The sequence below is a fragment of the Ruegeria atlantica genome (assembly GCF_013032505.1).
Lineage (GTDB): Bacteria > Pseudomonadota > Alphaproteobacteria > Rhodobacterales > Rhodobacteraceae > Ruegeria > Ruegeria atlantica_F.
This window is the reverse complement of record NZ_WQCG01000007.1, coordinates 99,967-114,806: the sequence shown is the minus strand read 5'-3', so window position 1 is coordinate 114,806 and position 14,840 is coordinate 99,967. Positions and strand designations below refer to the sequence as shown.

At 57.0% G+C, this 14,840-nt stretch carries 13 protein-coding genes; 7 read left to right on the top strand and 6 right to left on the bottom strand.

The features are described from left to right. Window positions 1-63: 63 nt before the first annotated feature. A complete protein-coding gene (gene ilvA, locus GOW92_RS20315; RefSeq protein ID WP_170564076.1) occupies window positions 64-1,290 on the bottom strand; it encodes a threonine ammonia-lyase IlvA in 1,227 nt (408 codons plus the stop codon). Window positions 1,291-1,346: 56 nt separating this feature from the next. Beyond that, window positions 1,347-2,162 (bottom strand): hypothetical protein, encoded by an 816-nt coding sequence (locus tag GOW92_RS20310; RefSeq protein ID WP_368040311.1) that lies wholly within the window; start codon window positions 2,160-2,162, stop codon window positions 1,347-1,349. A 91-nt stretch (window positions 2,163-2,253) separates the two neighbouring features. Here GOW92_RS20310 and GOW92_RS20305 point away from each other — a divergent pair, with 91 nt between their 5' ends. The 3 genes from GOW92_RS20305 (at window position 2,254) to msrA (ending at window position 4,682) form a co-directional block, all read left to right on the top strand. Further along, window positions 2,254-3,480 carry an argininosuccinate synthase gene (locus tag GOW92_RS20305; RefSeq protein ID WP_170564074.1) on the top strand — a complete coding sequence of 409 codons (1,227 nt, stop codon included), beginning with the start codon at window positions 2,254-2,256 and terminating at the stop codon, window positions 3,478-3,480. Between the two features lie 150 nt (window positions 3,481-3,630). Further along, window positions 3,631-3,912: an SCP2 sterol-binding domain-containing protein gene (locus GOW92_RS20300; RefSeq protein WP_170564071.1), complete on the top strand. Its 282-nt coding sequence runs from the start codon at window positions 3,631-3,633 to the stop codon at window positions 3,910-3,912. Between the two features lie 98 nt (window positions 3,913-4,010). Beyond that, window positions 4,011-4,682 carry a peptide-methionine (S)-S-oxide reductase MsrA gene (gene msrA, locus GOW92_RS20295; protein ID WP_170564068.1) on the top strand — a complete coding sequence of 224 codons (672 nt, stop codon included), beginning with the start codon at window positions 4,011-4,013 and terminating at the stop codon, window positions 4,680-4,682. On the opposite strand, the gene GOW92_RS20290 is transcribed toward msrA, so the two are convergent. Together GOW92_RS20290 and GOW92_RS20285 are read right to left on the bottom strand one after the other, a co-directional pair. Beyond that, the gene (locus GOW92_RS20290) at window positions 4,679-5,551 is read right to left on the bottom strand and encodes a ribokinase (RefSeq protein WP_170564065.1); all 873 of its coding nucleotides are present in this window, start codon (window positions 5,549-5,551) and stop codon (window positions 4,679-4,681) included. The genes msrA and GOW92_RS20290 overlap by 4 nt on opposite strands. Before the next feature lie 3 nt (window positions 5,552-5,554). After that, the gene (locus tag GOW92_RS20285) at window positions 5,555-7,810 is read right to left on the bottom strand and encodes an NADP-dependent malic enzyme (RefSeq protein ID WP_170564062.1); all 2,256 of its coding nucleotides are present in this window, start codon (window positions 7,808-7,810) and stop codon (window positions 5,555-5,557) included. A gap of 162 nt (window positions 7,811-7,972) precedes the next feature. Between GOW92_RS20285 and mutS the strand changes: the two genes are divergently transcribed. Beyond that, window positions 7,973-10,588: a DNA mismatch repair protein MutS gene (gene mutS, locus GOW92_RS20280; RefSeq protein ID WP_170564280.1), complete on the top strand. Its 2,616-nt coding sequence runs from the start codon at window positions 7,973-7,975 to the stop codon at window positions 10,586-10,588. Between the two features lie 31 nt (window positions 10,589-10,619). On the opposite strand, the gene GOW92_RS20275 is transcribed toward mutS, so the two are convergent. Together GOW92_RS20275 and hrcA are read right to left on the bottom strand one after the other, a co-directional pair. Beyond that, window positions 10,620-11,183 carry a nucleotide exchange factor GrpE gene (locus GOW92_RS20275; RefSeq protein WP_170564059.1) on the bottom strand — a complete coding sequence of 188 codons (564 nt, stop codon included), beginning with the start codon at window positions 11,181-11,183 and terminating at the stop codon, window positions 10,620-10,622. A 10-nt stretch (window positions 11,184-11,193) separates the two neighbouring features. Next, window positions 11,194-12,258: a heat-inducible transcriptional repressor HrcA gene (gene hrcA, locus GOW92_RS20270; protein WP_170564056.1), complete on the bottom strand. Its 1,065-nt coding sequence runs from the start codon at window positions 12,256-12,258 to the stop codon at window positions 11,194-11,196. A gap of 112 nt (window positions 12,259-12,370) precedes the next feature. Between hrcA and rph the strand changes: the two genes are divergently transcribed. Genes rph through hemW form a run of 3 tightly spaced genes read left to right on the top strand, consistent with a single transcriptional unit; the run spans window position 12,371 to window position 14,839 of the window. Beyond that, on the top strand, window positions 12,371-13,084 hold the full coding sequence (gene rph, locus GOW92_RS20265) for a ribonuclease PH (RefSeq protein ID WP_170412685.1): 714 nt from the start codon (window positions 12,371-12,373) through the stop codon (window positions 13,082-13,084). Next, window positions 13,081-13,695, top strand: coding sequence for an RdgB/HAM1 family non-canonical purine NTP pyrophosphatase (rdgB, locus tag GOW92_RS20260; RefSeq protein ID WP_170564053.1), 615 nt, complete (start codon window positions 13,081-13,083; stop codon window positions 13,693-13,695). Before rph ends, rdgB begins: the two co-directional genes overlap by 4 nt. Continuing rightward, complete coding sequence (gene hemW / locus GOW92_RS20255) at window positions 13,688-14,839, top strand: radical SAM family heme chaperone HemW (RefSeq protein ID WP_170564050.1); 1,152 nt, start codon at window positions 13,688-13,690, stop codon at window positions 14,837-14,839. Before rdgB ends, hemW begins: the two co-directional genes overlap by 8 nt. Window position 14,840 lies beyond the last annotated feature (1 nt).

The window sequence follows — 14,840 nt, the reverse complement described above, 5'->3', positions numbered from 1 at the left end:
CCTTGGCAACCCGATCAGTTCTGAGGTGGTTGATCTAGACCTACCCCAAGCCGAGCCGCACGGTCAGATCACGAATTGCACCAGCGTTTCATCTTCGGTGATGTCGGTATAGGTAAAGCCCGCATCGTCAAGATGCGCAAAAAGGCGCACGAAGTTCTCGGGCTTTCGCGTTTCGATACCGATCAAGACCGACCCGAAATTGCGGGCCGACTTTTTCAAGTATTCAAAGCGAGCAATATCGTCCTCGGGGCCCAGGATGCCCAGAAACTCTTTTAGTGCACCCGGACGTTGTGGCAGGCGCAGGATGAAGTACTTCTTGACGCCGGAATAACGCTGTGCCCGTTCCTTGACCTCAGGCAATCGTTCGAAATCGAAGTTGCCGCCCGAGGTGACACACACAACGGTTTTTCCCCGGATAAAGCTTTGCACGTCGCCCACAGCCTCGACCGCCAAGGCCCCGGCTGGTTCCAGAACGATGCCCTCGACGTTCAGCATTTCAATCATGGTTGTACAAATGCGGTCTTCGGACAGCACTAGAACGTCAGACAGGTGGCGGGATTTCAACAACTCAAACGGCTTTTCCCCAATCCGACCTACGGCAGCGCCGTCGACAAATGTATCCACATGGTCCAAAGCCACCGGATGCCCCGCCGCCAAAGCCGCCCGCAGACAAGCCCCACCCGCCGGTTCTACGAACAAACAATGGGTGCGATCCCCGAACCACGTTGCCACACCGGAAGACATGCCGCCGCCACCCACCGGTAAGATGACATGATCGGGCACCTGTCCCAGCTGTTCCTCGATCTCGACCGCCAGCGAAGCCTGGCCTTCGATCACATCTTCATCGTCGAACGGCGACAGGAAGTATCCACCTTGCTGGGCACACCAGTCCTGCGCCGCAGCCAGAGTATCGTCAAAATAGTCTCCGGTCAGGTGGATCTCGATATTGTCGCCGCCGAAAATCCGGGTCTTTTGGATTTTCTGCTGCGGCGTCGTCACCGGCATAAAGATCACACCCTTCACACCCAGATGCTTGCACATATAGGCCACACCCTGTGCGTGATTGCCCGCACTGGCACAGACGAACAGTTCCTGCCCCTGCTGCTTGCGCATGGCATTGAATGCGCCACGGATCTTGTAGGACCGCACCGGGCTGAGGTCTTCGCGCTTGAGCCAGATGTCCGCGCCATAGCGGTCGGACAGATGGGCATTCCGTTGCAGCGGCGTCGCAGGAAAAACAGAGCGCATTGCCTGTTCGGCAGTACGGGCGCGGGTCATGAAATCGGTCATGAACGCTTCACTGGCTTATCCCGACTAAAAGAGCAAGGAATACATATGTGTACGGCTCAAGAGAGCTCGCGTTTCTCGATATAGACGCCATAGATCGTGGTCAGGATGCTGACATTGATCAATGGGATTACAAGCATGCTTGAAAACAACACGATCAAGACACCGATAACCGGGACAAAGAGCAACAATGACGCCAGCAGTTGAAGCAACAACTGGAGGAGTATGGACAAAACGACCAAAAGCGCAATTGCACCACTGGCGCCCGAAGTTGCCTGCCAAGCCTCAGAAAGCTTTATTGGTTTTCCGATGGCTGCGCCGGGCAAAATAGGGGATGCCCGATAAAACCCGATGGTGAGAAAGATAACCAAAGCCACCCAGACCAAAATTCCCAATGCTGCTGAAGCTTGCGCCATCAATCCCATGACAAGCATCGCTGGTAACATTATCACGAGAGCTATGAGGCAAAGCATAAGAAGACGCCCGAAATAGGCGAGAACCCGGTCAAACCGGAAGGGTGGAACCAGCCCGGTCGGGTATTCCTCAAGCAGGACAAATCGGTGCCACGACACGATAATCCAAAGCATAACCCCCAAGACAACCACCATTAAACACAACATAAACCCTGTGAAGGAAGCCGCTGTTACACCTTCGGGGAAGCCGGTCGTTTCACTGTCGAATTCTTCAAAAGGGATGCCGAACAGAAAAAACAAAGCGATGGCCAGAAGACCGCCGATGAGCGCAGGCACAACTGAAATCTGAAGCGCTTGTTTTAGGTTCCTTATAACCATCTTCACCGAATGCACTAAAATCTCTAGTCCCAGCACGAAAACTGCCCTCTCAACCAATCCTTGTTCTCTTTCCGAACGTTTCACCTCAATTCCGGGCCTGCGTCAATCCACACAGCTTGCCCCCGCGTCCAAAACCCGCTAGGGGCCAGTCGTTCTACGCATAAAGGGAAGTCAGATGTCCGCGCCCAAGAAAGTTGTTCTGGCCTATTCCGGTGGCCTTGATACCTCGATCATTCTGAAATGGCTGCAGACCGAGTATGGCTGTGAGGTTGTGACCTTCACCGCCGATCTGGGTCAGGGTGAGGAACTGGAACCCGCCCGCCAAAAGGCCGAGATGCTGGGGATCAAGCCCGAGAACATCTATATCGAGGACATCCGCGAAGAGTTTGTCCGCGACTTTGTTTTCCCGATGTTCCGCGCCAACGCGCAATATGAAGGCCTGTACCTGCTGGGTACCTCGATCGCGCGGCCGCTGATTTCCAAGCGCCTGGTCGAGATCGCTGAAGAAACCGGTGCCGACGCTGTGGCGCATGGTGCCACCGGCAAGGGCAACGATCAGGTTCGCTTTGAACTGGCGGCCTATGCTCTGAACCCAGACATCAAAGTCATTGCGCCGTGGCGTGAGTGGGACCTGACCAGCCGGACGCGTCTGTTGGAATGGGCCGAAGCCCATCAGATTCCGATCGCCAAAGACAAGCGCGGTGAGGCGCCCTTCTCGGTCGACGCGAACCTGCTGCACACGTCGTCCGAAGGTAAGGTTCTGGAAGACCCCGCCGATATGGCACCCGATTATGTCTATCAGCGAACCGTCCACCCCGAGGATGCGCCGAACGAGCCGGAATTCATCGAGATCGGCTTTGAAAAAGGCGACGCAGTCAGCATCAATGGCGAGGCGATGAGCCCCGCGACCATCCTGACCAAGCTGAACGAATACGGCGGTAAGCACGGCATTGGGCGTCTTGACCTGGTCGAAGGCCGCTTCGTTGGTATGAAATCGCGCGGCATATACGAAACGCCCGGCGGCACCGTCCTGCTGGAAGCACATCGTGGTATTGAATCCATCACCATGGACCGTGGCGCAATGCATCTGAAGGACCAGTTGATGCCGCAATATGCGGAGCTGATCTATAATGGATTCTGGTATTCGCCTGAGCGTGAGATGTTGCAGGCTGCAATCGACAAGTCGCAGGAACATGTTACCGGAACCGTGCGTGTGAAACTGTACAAAGGTCTGGCCTCGACCGTTGGTCGTTGGTCGGATCATTCGCTCTATTCCGAAGAGCATGTAACATTCGAAGACGATGCAGGCGCTTACGATCAAAAAGACGCTGCAGGCTTCATCCAATTGAATGCCCTGCGCCTGAAACTTCTGGCTTCGCGCGAGAAGCGTCTGTCCAAGTAATTCTTGCCATCGCTGCAACGACGAACCCCGGTGCCCGAAAGGGTGCCGGGTTTTTCTTTATCTTCACTGGCCTGTTAGTTCCAGTAGCGTCACCCTTGCCAGTTTCGCCCTTTTGTCTTTACGCAAAGGTCAACAGGGAAAGGGTAAAACATGCTTCAGGACATCGCCGACGGGATTCAAAAAGGTCTGAGAGATAAGACGTTTGACGGCTCTCTCAAATTCGACTGCGGCGATGACGGGGTGATCGTGCTGATCGACAACCAAGCAACGACGCAGGATCAGGATGCCGACTGCACGATCCGAATTTCCCAGGAAAACCTTACGAAGCTGCTGACCGGCAAGCTGAACCCGATGACCGGCGTGGCGCTGGGTAAGCTCAAAATTTCAGGCAACATGGGTGTCGCTATGAAATTGGGGCAACTGCTGGGTTAAGCGCTGATAAACTCGTCTCACCAGCGCGTGACAAACCATGTCAGCGGATTGCAACGGCAGAAAAGTCCGGGCAGCCTGATCTCAGAAGGAGATCTGCAATGACACGGACCGCATACCTCGATTTCGTTAAACCGTCGCTTCTGTTTGTCCTGATCACACTGGCGGCAATGCTGCGCGCCTTGCCCGCACCGGCTGCCGGCACCGAAACCCTGACCGTCGCTGGAGGGTGTTTCTGGTGTGTTGAATCCGATTTTGAATCCGTTCCCGGCGTGATCGGTGCCGTCTCTGGCTTTACCGGCGGCAAGACTGCCAATCCGACTTATGATCAGGTGACAAAGGGTGGCACCGGCCATTACGAAGCTGTTCAGATCACCTTTGATCCCGCGCGGGTTTCCCGTGAAACACTACTGAGCATGTTCTTCCGTTCCGTTGATCCAACTGATGCAGGTGGTCAGTTCTGTGACCGCGGCGACAGCTATCGCACTGCGGTTTTTGTCTCTAACGCAGGGGAAAAGACGCTAGCACAGCAAGCTAAGACCAACGCGCAGAATGCCCTGGGTCAAAAGGTTGTCACACCTATTCTGCAGTCGGGCGCATTTTATCCGGCCGAGGCCTACCATCAGGATTACTACAAGGGCGATAAGCTGGTGCTCACCCGTTTTGGACCCAAGCGCCAGAAAAACGCATACAAAGCTTACCGCAAGGCTTGCGGTCGGGACGCACGCGTCAAACAGCTCTGGGGTAGCGACGCACCTTTCGCCGGATACTAATCGAACCGGGCCTCCAGCACCTCTTTGAGGTCAGGAATAACATCCGCCGTACCGTGCCGCGTGACCATCAGGGCCGCGGCACGATTTGCTTGTGCAATCGCCTGCGGCATCGGCAACCCGCGGTCCATTCCAGCCAGAACATAACCGGTGAAGGTATCCCCTGCGCCAGTGGTGTCCACCGCATTCACCTTATGCGCTGAAATCTGTAGCATCTCGCCATCCTTGGGAAGATAGCGCGCGCCTTTGGATCCCAGCGTGACCAGAACATGTTTCACGGGCAAATCGGCGACGGATTGGCCGGTGCTTTCACGAAGCTGTTCCGCCTCAACCTCATTCAGGATCAGAAAATCCAAGTATGGCAGCACCGCCTGCACGGCATCCGCCTGAAACGGCGCGGCAGCGTAGCAGATCGTCAGACCCAGATCACGACCCATGCGGGCGGCTTCGACCTGGGAATTGGTTTCGTTCTGCATGACCAGCAGATCACCCCGAACGGCCTGCGACAGCGCCTGTCGCAGCTGATCCTCGGTGATGGCGTGGTTTGCGCCGGGATACAGAATAATCTGGTTCTCACCTTGCGCATCGACCGCAATAATCGCGTGACCCGTAGGCACGTCGACCTCAGCGGTGAACCGGGTGTCGACGCCATATTCCGTCATGCGATCCCGCGCCCAGCGCCCGTCTGGTCCGACGCCACCGATATGCGCCACACGCGATCCAGCACGCGCCGCCGCAACGGACATATTGGCGCCCTTGCCACCCAGAAAACGTTCAAAGTTCGTGGCAGCCAGTGTTTCACCGGCAGTGGGCAGATGCGGCAGGCCATAGACCATGTCCGCATTGATCGAGCCAAGGTTCCAGATCGTCACAGCTTATCCAATATCGCAAGCGGCCAGAATGGCCATGTTCAGGATGTCGTTTGCGGTCGACACGGTCGAGCAGATCTGGATCGGTTTATCGATTCCCGACAGAATAGGACCAATGACCGTTGCCTCACCCATTTCTTGCATCAGTTTTGTCGAGATTGAGGCCGAGTGGCGCGCCGGTACGATCAGGATATTTGCCGGACCGGTCAGGCGCGAGAACGGATAGGCCTCTTGTTGATCGACGTTCAGAGCGACATCCACAGTCATTTCGCCTTCGTATTCGAAATCGACACCGCGCTTGTCCAGAACTTCGGGCGCGACGTGCATCTTTTCGGCGCGTTCGGAGACCGGGTAGCCGAAAGTCGAGAAACTGACAAAGGCAACGCGCGGTTCAAGTCCCATGCTGCGCGCGACGGCCGCGGACCGCTCAGCGATGTTGGCCAAATCGTTTTCATCTGGCCATTCATGCACCAGCGTATCACCGATCAGAACGATCCGTCCCTTGTGCAACAGAGCAGTCACGCCAACGGCACCATGTTCGGCATCTGCATCGAATACATGGTTGATCCGGTCCAGCACGTGCGCAGACTTACGCGTTGCCCCAGAAACCATACCATCGGCATGACCGTGGGCCAGCATCAGCGACGAGAACACGTGGCGGTCACGTGCTGCAAGGCGGTGAATGTCCTTACGGTCAAACCCGCGGCGCTGCAGGCGCTTGTAAAGGAAATCTTTATACGTATCGAGATGCGTGGTGTTGGCGGCGTTGACGACCTCGAGCTCACGCACGGCATCGCCCAAGCCGGCTGCTTCCAGCTTTTCTTTCACATCCTCGGCACGACCGACAACCAATGCTTTGCCGAAGCCCGAGCGCTGATACATGACTGCGGCGCGCAGAACGCGTGGATCGTCGCCCTCGGCAAAAATCATCCGACTTTGCGCGGCACGGGCACGGGCGTTCAGGCCGCGCAGGATGCTGGCCGTCGGATCCATACGGGATTTCAGGCTCAGCTCGTAAGCATCCATATCGATGATCGGACGACGGGCTGCGCCGGTGTCCATCCCCGCCTTGGCAACGGCGGGCGGAATACGGTGGATCAGGCGCGGATCAAACGGCGTCGGGATGATGTAATCACGGCCAAAAGTCAGCGTCTTGCCATAGGCCAGTGCAACCTCATCCGGCACGTCCTCGCGCGCCAGACGTGCCAGCGCGTGGGCACAGGCGATCTTCATCTCATCATTGATGGCGCGGGCGTGGATATCCAGCGCGCCGCGGAACAGGTAGGGGAATCCGAGTACGTTATTGACCTGATTGGGATAATCGCTGCGGCCGGTGGCAACGATCGCATCAACCCGAACCTCATGCGCCTCTTCCGGCGTGATCTCGGGATCCGGATTCGCCATGGCGAAGATCACCGGATTATCGGCCATGCTAGCGACCATATCCTGCGTCACAGCACCCTTCACCGACACACCAAGGAAGACGTCCGCGCCTTTCATGGCCTCTTCCAGAGTACGCAGATCCGTGGTGATCGCATGCGCCGATTTCCACTGGTTCATACCCTCAGTACGACCTTGATAGATCACACCCTTGGTGTCGCAGACGATGCAGTTTTCATGCTTTGCACCCATCGACTTGAGCAGCTCGATACAGGCGATACCTGCGGCACCCGCGCCATTGAGGACGATTTTCACGTCTTCGATCTTTTTGCCCGAGATATGCAGCGCGTTCAGCAGACCCGCCGCGCAGATCACCGCAGTTCCATGCTGGTCATCATGGAAGACCGGGATGTCCATCTCTTCCTTCAGGCGCTGTTCGATAATGAAACATTCGGGCGCCTTGATGTCCTCAAGGTTGATTCCGCCAAATGTCGGCCCCATCAAACGCACGGCACGGCAAAATTCATCCGGATCTTCTGTATCCAACTCGATATCGATTGAGTTCACATCAGCGAACCGTTTGAACAGGACCGATTTGCCTTCCATTACCGGTTTCGAGCCCAGCGCGCCCAGATTGCCAAGACCCAGAACGGCTGTGCCGTTTGAAATCACCGCAACAAGGTTACCCTTGTTGGTATAGTCATAGGCCGTTTCCGGCGCTTCGGCGATTGCTTCACATGGAACAGCGACACCGGGGCTGTATGCCAGCGACAGATCGCGCTGCGTGGTCATGGGAACGGTGGCCTGCACCTCCCACTTGCCTGGGGTCGGGTCGAGGTGAAAGGCCAGCGCCTCTTCTTTGGTGATCTTCGCTTTGGGCATGTGATGGGTCGTTTCTTTACATCTGCGGGACTTTTGCCTCATAGCGCAGGAGAACGCGCGCCTCAACGAGAATGAGTTTTCGGCTTTTACAGAAGATACGGGATTTGTAAGGTCGCGCTCGGAATACGCCAGAAGGGATCTGCCTTGTCCACAGTCACGCCGATGATGGCGCAATATCTCGAGATCAAAGAGGCCCACGCCGAAGCCCTGCTGTTTTATCGCATGGGCGACTTTTACGAGATGTTCTTTCAGGACGCCGTCAACGCCGCTGAGGCGCTGGACATCGCCCTGACCAAACGTGGAAAGCACAATGGAACTGACATTCCGATGTGCGGAGTCCCTGTGCACGCGGCCGAAGGCTATTTACTAACGCTGATCCGCAAAGGGTTCCGTGTCGCCGTCTGCGAGCAGATGGAAAGCCCGGCTGAAGCGAAGAAAAGAGGCTCTAAATCAGTGGTAAAGCGAGATGTCGTGCGTCTGGTGACGCCCGGCACGCTAACCGAAGACGCCCTGCTGGAAGCCCGCCGCCACAACTTTCTGGGCGCATATGCCGAGGTCCGGGATGAGGCAGCATTAGCCTGGGCCGATATCTCGACCGGGGCGTTTCACGTGATGCCTTTGACCTCTGTCCGGCTAAGTCCCGAACTTGCCCGTCTGGCACCGTCCGAATTGATCGTGGCCGATGGGGTGCAAGACAAGCTGAATGAACCCGTCATGGATCTGGGTATCTCGCTCACCCCAATCGGGCGCGCAAGCTTTGACAGCACTGCGGCGGAAAAGCGCATCTGCGGGTTGTTCCACGTGGGCGCCTTGGATGCCTTCGGCAATTTTGGGCGCGCCGAGATTTCGGCAATGGGCGCATTGATCGACTATTTGGAGATCACACAGAAGGGCAAACTGCCCCTTTTGCAGACGCCTCTCAAAGAGTCCGAAGACCGCGTCGTCCAGATTGACGCTGCAACTCGGCGCAATCTGGAACTGACCCGGTCTCTTTCCGGCGGTCGGGCCGGGTCGTTACTGTCCGTTGTGGATCGCACCGTTACACCGGGCGGTGCGCGACTGTTGGAGCAAAGGCTGTCCAGCCCTTCCCGCAATCTGGACGTCATCCATGGGCGGTTGGACGCGGTGAGTTTTGCGGCCGAAGACAGCCTAATTGCCGAAGACCTGCGCGAGGCGTTGCGCAAAACCCCTGATCTGGACCGCGCCCTGTCCCGCCTGTCACTTGATCGCGGCGGGCCCCGTGATCTGGCCGCCATTCGCAACGGCCTGACACAGGCAACTGCGATTGCCGAGCTTTGCGCAGATAAGGACTTACCCGTCCTTCTGGCGACCGCGTTGCAAAATCTGGTTGGTTTCGACGACCTGTTGAACCTGCTTGATGAAGCCCTTGTTGCCGAACCTCCGCTGCTAGCCCGCGACGGCGGATTCATCGCCCCGGGGTATGACACAGAGCTGGACGAAGCCCGCACGCTGCGCGACGAAGGCCGCTCGGTCATCGCAGGGTTTCAGCAGAAATATGCGGAACATACCGGAATCACGTCTCTGAAGATCAAGCACAACAACGTGCTGGGTTACTTCATTGAAACTACGGCCACCCATGCCGAGAAAATGCTGAACCCGCCGTTCAGCGAAACCTACATCCACCGCCAGACCACAGCCAATCAGGTGCGGTTCACTACAGTCGAGCTTTCGGAAATCGAAACCCGTATTCTGAACGCCGGAAATCTGGCGCTGGAGATTGAAAAGCGGCTCTATCAAAGGCTTTCTGATGAAATTCTGGGAAAAGCCGCCCGCCTGAACCAAGCCGCACGCGGGCTGGCCGAACTGGATCTGACCACCGCTCTGGCCGATCTGGCGCGCGGTGAGAACTGGTGTCGCCCACAAGTCGACGCCTCGCGCGCATTCGATGTTCAAGGCGGTCGTCACCCAGTTGTCGAACATGCCCTGCGACAGCAAAGCGGCGATGCCTTCATCGCCAACGACTGCGATCTCAGCGCGAATGATGGTGCGGCGATCTGGTTGCTCACCGGTCCAAACATGGCGGGTAAATCGACGTTCCTGCGCCAGAATGCACTGATCGCCCTGCTGGCTCAGATGGGCAGCTACGTCCCGGCAGAGCGGGCGCATATCGGCCTTGTCAGCCAGTTGTTCAGCCGCGTCGGAGCGTCGGATGATCTGGCGCGCGGACGCTCGACTTTTATGGTGGAAATGGTCGAGACCGCTGCCATCCTAAATCAGGCGGATGACCGTGCCCTCGTCATTCTGGATGAGATCGGCCGCGGCACAGCCACTTATGACGGGTTGTCCATCGCCTGGGCCACGTTGGAGCATCTTCACGCCTCGAACAAATGCCGGGCCCTATTTGCCACGCATTATCACGAACTGACGGCATTGGCGGGCAAGCTTGTAGGCGTCGAAAACGCCACTGTCGCAGTGAAAGAATGGGAAGGTGAGGTCATCTTTCTGCACGAAGTTCACAAGGGCGCGGCAGACAGATCCTATGGTGTACAGGTTGCCCAATTGGCCGGACTGCCGGCATCTGTGGTCGAACGCGCGCGTATCGTGCTGGATCAGCTGGAAAAAACCGAACGCGAAGGCGGTAAGCAAAAAACCCTGATCGACGACCTGCCTTTGTTTTCGGCTGCGCCCTCTCCACCACCACCTGCGCCCAAATCATCACCTGTCACCGACATGCTCAATGAAATCCTGCCGGACGAGCTGACCCCGCGTGAAGCACTTGACCTGATCTACAAACTGAAAGAGGCGGCCAAAACCTGACCGCCTCAGAACTCGTTTTAACTGAAATCGTTCAGCTTGATGGGGTCGAAGACACGCCAACCTGCGCCGGGCGCAGCAGGCGATCGTGCAGCATGAAGCCCTCGGCCGAAACCTGAATGATGTCACCGGCGCGAGTACCAGGAACAGGTGCCTCAAACATCGCCTCATGCACATTCGGATCAAACCGGTCACCAACCTCGGGCGTGATCACTTCGATCCCGTGCTTTTGGAACACGTCTTTCAAAGCACGCATGGTCAGCTCAACGCCTTCCAGAAGTGGGCCTGCCACTTCTTTCTGCTCGTCAGTTGCGGCTTCGAGTGCACGTTTCATGTTGTCGTAAACCGGCAGCATGTCGCGGGCCAGTTTCGATCCGCCGTACTGCTCAGCATCCCGGCGGGCCTTGTCGCCACGCTTACGTGCGTTTTCGGCATCCGCCAGTGCACGCATGAACTTGTCTTTGAAATCGTCCCGCTCAGCACGCAGCGCATCAAGTTCCAGCGCCTCTTCGCTGATCTCGGCAAATTCCTCGGCCAGCTCTTCCGCCTCGGCGGTTGCGATATCGTCCAGAAAATCTTCGTTCTTGGGCTCTGCCATCTCTTACCCTCTAGCTCCGGTCGGAAATCAGCTTGCCGACCAGTTGCGCCGTATAATCCACGATCGGCACGATCCGTCCATAATTTAAACGCGTGGGCCCGATGACCCCAACCGCACCGATTATCTTTCGATCAGCGTTCATATATGGAGACACCACCAAAGAGGAACCCGAAAGTGAGAAAAGTTTGTTCTCAGACCCGATAAAAATGCGCACACCCTCACCTTCCTCGGCCAATTCAAGGAATTCCGCGATGTCCTGCTTGCGCTCAAGGTCATCAAACAGCGTTCGGATTCGGTCCAGTTCCTCTGCTTCCCCTGGTTCCCCCAGTAGATTCGCCCGCCCTCGCACGATTAAACGGGCTGAGTCGGTGCCATCCCCATCCCAAGCGGCCATGCCACTTTCCACCATCTCGCGCGCCAACACGTCGATTTCCTGCCTACGCGCAGTGATCTGGGTCTGCATCTGACGACGCACTTCACTCAGCGTGCGCCCTTCGATAAGCGCATTCAGGAAATTCGCCGCTTCGCGCATCGAACTGGGTGTCTGTCCCGGCGGAGGCGTGAACAGACGATTTTCAACATGACCATCCGCAAAGACAAGAACGACCAAAGCACGATCATGGGCCAACGAGACGAACTCGATATGCTTGATCTCGGACTCCTGCTTGGGAGTCAGAACCAGCGAAGCACCATGTGTCACGTGTGACAAAGCCGAGCCGACACGATCCAGCATTCCGCCCACATCGCCTGCGTTAGAGCCTAGTGTCTCGTCCAGTTTCTGTCGGTCGTCAGCACCCAGATCGCCAACTTCAAGCAATCCATCCACGAACATCCGCAACCCTTGCTGCGTTGGAATCCGCCCTGCACTGACATGAGGACTGTCGAGCAAGCCCAGGAACTCCAGATCCTGCATGACGTTTCGCACGGTCGCGGCGCTGACCTTCTCCGACAACGTGCGCGTTAGCGTGCGACTTCCGACCGGTTCACCACTGTCCAAATAACTCTCGACGATCAGCCGGAACACTTCACGTGACCGGTCATTCATTTCGTCCAGAACTCTACTTGCTTTGCTCATCGGCAATCCTCTGCTGGATCGGCATTAAATCGCAGGCATATGAAAGGTCAATCGGGGTTGCATCCTAAGGCACGGGGACGTTATCCCCAACCCAGCAAACAAAGGATTTTCCATGCGACCCTCAGGACGTGATTTAAACGAAATGCGCGCCGTTTCAATCGAGACGGGCTTTACCAAACATGCCGAAGGTTCCTGCCTGATCAAAATGGGCGACACCCATGTGCTGTGCACCGCCACAATCGAGGATCGCGTGCCACCGTTCATCAAAGGCTCAGGCCTGGGCTGGGTCACTGCCGAATACGGCATGCTGCCCCGTGCAACCAACACCCGCATGCGGCGCGAGGCGGCCTCGGGCAAGCAAGGTGGTCGCACCGTGGAAATCCAGCGCCTGATTGGTCGCGCCCTGCGCGCCGGTGTGGATCGAGTTGCATTGGGCGAACGTCAGATCACCGTGGACTGCGATGTGATTCAGGCCGATGGCGGCACTCGCTGCGCCTCGATCACCGGCGGTTGGGTTGCGCTGCGTCTGGCGGTGAACAAACTGATGAAGGCTGGCGACGTGATCTCTGACCCGCTGGTCGATCCGGTAGCAGCGGTCTCTTGTGGCATCTATGCCGGTCAGCCGGTGCTGGATTTGGATTACCCCGAAGACAGCGAAGCTGGCGTCGACGGCAACTTTATCATGACCGGATCAGGCAAACTAATCGAAGTGCAGATGAGTGCTGAAGGCTCGGTCTTTAGCCGCGCTCAGATGGATCAACTAATGGATCTGGCCGAAAAAGGCGTCGGTGAACTGGCCGCAGCGCAAAAGGCCGCCACCGCATGACTCGCAAGTTCGACGGTGACAGGCTGCTGGTGGCCACACACAACACGGGCAAGCTTGACGAGATGAAACATCTCCTCGAAGCCTTTGGCGTGAGGGTTGTTGGTGCGGCAGAAATGAACCTGCCAGAGCCGGAGGAAACCGAAGATACGTTCGTCGGTAACGCCCGGATCAAGGCCCATGCCGCAGCCAAGGCCACCGGCCTGCCTGCCCTGTCGGACGATTCCGGGATCACCATCGACGCGCTGGACGGCGCGCCGGGCGTATACACAGCGGACTGGGCCGAAACCGGTAATGGTCGCGATTTCCTTATGGCAATGACCCGAGCCCATGATGAGCTGGAGGCCGCACAAGCACCCCATCCACGCACCGCACAGTTTCGCTGCACTTTGGTTTTAGCCTGGCCGGATGGACATGACGAAGTGTTTGAAGGCGTGATGCCCGGACAACTTGTCTGGCCGATCCGTGGGGAAAATGGGTTTGGCTATGACCCAATGTTCCAACCGGACGGACACGAACTGACCTGTGCGGAAATGGTTCCAGCAGAGAAACACAAAATCAGCCATCGTGGACGCGCCGTAACGGCCTTTGTTCAGGGTTGTTTCGGTGGATGACTGGCAGCATGGAGGCTTCGGCCTCTATGTTCACTGGCCTTTTTGCGAGGCCAAATGCCCATATTGTGACTTTAACAGCCATGTATCCATAAATATTGATCAAAAACAATGGCTTAAGTCGTATTTATCTGAACTGCATCGCGCGGCGGCTGAAACACCGGATCGCGTTCTGAACACAATCTTTTTTGGCGGCGGTACCCCGTCCCTGATGGCGCCGGAAACCGTCGCTGCCATTATCGACGAGGCACGCAAGCTTTGGCGCCCTGCCAATGACATGGAAATCACGCTTGAGGCCAATCCCGGATCGGTCGAGGCAGGCCGCTTTGCGGCCTATCGCGATGCGGGCGTGAACCGCGTTTCCATGGGCGTTCAGGCCCTGAATGACGAAGATCTGCGTCGGCTGGGCCGCATCCACACGGTCGCCGAAGCCCGCGCAGCGTTTGATGTCGCCCGTAACTGTTTCGACCGCGTCAGTTTTGACATGATCTATGCGCGTCAACATCAAACCCCGGATGCCTGGCAAGCAGAGCTGACTGAGGCGCTGTCGATGGCTATCGACCACCTGTCGCTCTATCAGCTGACGATCGAGGAAGGCACCGCCTTTGGGGACCGCTATGCAGTCGGCAAGCTGCGCGGACTACCCGAAGACGACCACGCCGCCGATATGTATCTTGCCACGCAAGAGATATGCGAAGCCCACGGGCTGCCCGCCTATGAGGTTTCAAACCATGCACGACCAGGGGCGGAATCCCGGCACAACCTGATCTACTGGCGCTACGGAGATTACGTCGGTATTGGTCCCGGCGCGCATGGGCGCATTACGCTGAACGGCCAGAAAATTGCTACGGAAACCTATTTGTCTCCCAACGCCTGGCTTGCCGCAGTTGAACAAGGAAATGGCGAGAAAGAGAGATCATCGCTGGTCGCGCAAGATCAGGCCAGTGAATACCTTATGATGGGTATGCGGATTACTGAAGGACTAGATGTTGATCGATTCAATTCTCTTTCCGACCTCACACTGCCGGAAAACAGGCTTAGTGACCTAGAAGAAATTGGCATGATACGCCAGTCAAACGGCCGATTGATCGCCACAAAAGATGGCCGCGCAGTCTTAAACGCGGTCATCCGAGAGTTATTGGGATAAC

What these genes read in the sequence shown, in the direction of transcription:
- msrA (WP_170564068.1), top strand. Translation starts at nt 4,011, where the DNA reads ATGACACGGACCGCATACCTCGATTTCGTTAAACCGTCGCTTCTGTTT.
- GOW92_RS20275 (WP_170564059.1), bottom strand. Translation starts at nt 11,183, where the DNA reads ATGGCAGAGCCCAAGAACGAAGATTTTCTGGACGATATCGCAACCGCC.
- mutS (WP_170564280.1), top strand. Translation starts at nt 7,973, where the DNA reads ATGATGGCGCAATATCTCGAGATCAAAGAGGCCCACGCCGAAGCCCTG.
- hrcA (WP_170564056.1), bottom strand. Translation starts at nt 12,258, where the DNA reads ATGAGCAAAGCAAGTAGAGTTCTGGACGAAATGAATGACCGGTCACGT.
- GOW92_RS20300 (WP_170564071.1), top strand. Translation starts at nt 3,631, where the DNA reads ATGCTTCAGGACATCGCCGACGGGATTCAAAAAGGTCTGAGAGATAAG.
- rph (WP_170412685.1), top strand. Translation starts at nt 12,371, where the DNA reads ATGCGACCCTCAGGACGTGATTTAAACGAAATGCGCGCCGTTTCAATC.
- rdgB (WP_170564053.1), top strand. Translation starts at nt 13,081, where the DNA reads ATGACTCGCAAGTTCGACGGTGACAGGCTGCTGGTGGCCACACACAAC.
- ilvA (WP_170564076.1), bottom strand. Translation starts at nt 1,290, where the DNA reads ATGACCGATTTCATGACCCGCGCCCGTACTGCCGAACAGGCAATGCGC.
- GOW92_RS20305 (WP_170564074.1), top strand. Translation starts at nt 2,254, where the DNA reads ATGTCCGCGCCCAAGAAAGTTGTTCTGGCCTATTCCGGTGGCCTTGAT.
- GOW92_RS20285 (WP_170564062.1), bottom strand. Translation starts at nt 7,810, where the DNA reads ATGCCCAAAGCGAAGATCACCAAAGAAGAGGCGCTGGCCTTTCACCTC.